This window comes from Enterobacter cloacae complex sp. IR5459 (assembly GCF_049238005.1).
Lineage (GTDB): Bacteria > Pseudomonadota > Gammaproteobacteria > Enterobacterales > Enterobacteriaceae > Enterobacter > Enterobacter hormaechei_C.
In genome coordinates this window covers 1-1,236 of record NZ_JBMKIG010000060.1, presented here as the reverse complement: position 1 = coordinate 1,236, position 1,236 = coordinate 1, and the positions used below count along the sequence as shown (strand labels likewise).

General features: G+C 55.4%; 2 protein-coding genes. Both read right to left on the bottom strand.

The window, feature by feature from the left end; all coding sequences use genetic code 11:
• A partial coding sequence (locus tag ACOTX4_RS25915; protein ID WP_421635516.1) for a C40 family peptidase occupies positions 1-707 on the bottom strand: 707 nt, incomplete at its 3' end.
• A partial coding sequence (locus ACOTX4_RS25910; RefSeq protein ID WP_421635515.1) for a phage minor tail protein L occupies positions 707-1,236 on the bottom strand: 530 nt, incomplete at its 5' end. The genes ACOTX4_RS25915 and ACOTX4_RS25910, both read right to left, overlap by 1 nt.

Here is a 1,236-nt window from a genome sequence, read left to right as displayed (position 1 = left end):
GCGGAAATGTCGGCGTAAATGCCCTGCAAATTTAAAGATGAGCACTGTTCATGTCTCCATATGGAATGCATCTGCTTAACGTATGCCGGGCGCATCTGCTCTCTCCGGCTTAAATGCCCTGAGCAATCGTGGTGAAGAACCATATTGTCATCGAGCAGAATCATTGCGTGGCAAGGGTCAGCTCCGGGGAATGGTTGCCTGATTATTACGTCACCTGGCAGCGCTTCTCCCGGCGATACCTGATTGAAGCCATTGCGCGACATGTTGTTCAGATAAAGGTTCTCCCCTCTCAGCCACCAGCCATTCGTCCTTTCGAAGTCAGGGAGGTCAATGCCACACAGGTGATATGCGTCCCGGAAAAGCGTGTAGCAATCCATAATGCCGTGGTCGAACCTGCGCCCCAGCAGGAGTGGCACAGGCCTGTATTTCCTCAGTTGCCCGCCAGATGCAAGCCACCATGGCAGCCCCGTCATTACCTGCATCTGCCGGTCAGCACCAGAAAGCGCTGGCTGGCTTTGCGGATGCGAATGGAATACTGCGATAATATCCCCTTCTTCCTCCGCTGCAAGCCAGTCGTCGTCACTTATGCGGAAGTGATGCCAGGGCTGTGGATGCACATTCCTACAGCGGAACACTCGCTCGCCATTCAGGATCAGCGCGCATACTTCATCCTGCGACGATGCCGCATAATCGAGTAATTCTTGCATCAGGAGACCTTTTGAGAGCCGGGGAAACTGCTTATTGGCATTGGTTCAGGCCGTGGATAGCGGAACCGGCAACCAGTACGTCGATGTGAGCATTTGTCCTTCGCCGGGTCAGTGGTTGGGTTGTCGCGCTCGTCTGCAACAGGGGGGCCGTCATAGCCGCACCCAACACCCCGATACTGCCACTGACATACGTCTGCAAGGATAGTTCGCGCCGGGATGATGGCGTTATCGCAGTCAATCGGCGTCGCCAGCGTGTAAGTGACCTGCTCGAACGTCTCTTCCGTCATCTCCTCAACAACGTAGCGGGAAACCGCTTCCTGCGTCGGATCTGCGTCAGGGTTGCCATTGGGGAAGTTCACCGCGTCCAGGTATTTCACCGGAACCTGACGACGGGTGATCACCACCCCAAGCATGTCGTCGAAGTCATGGTTTATGCCCGTCAGTAAACCCGTGACGTTCGCCACCACCATTGTTGGCCGGGCATATGTGCCTTCGTTCTTTGACTCGAACCCTTCGACTGCTATCGGGT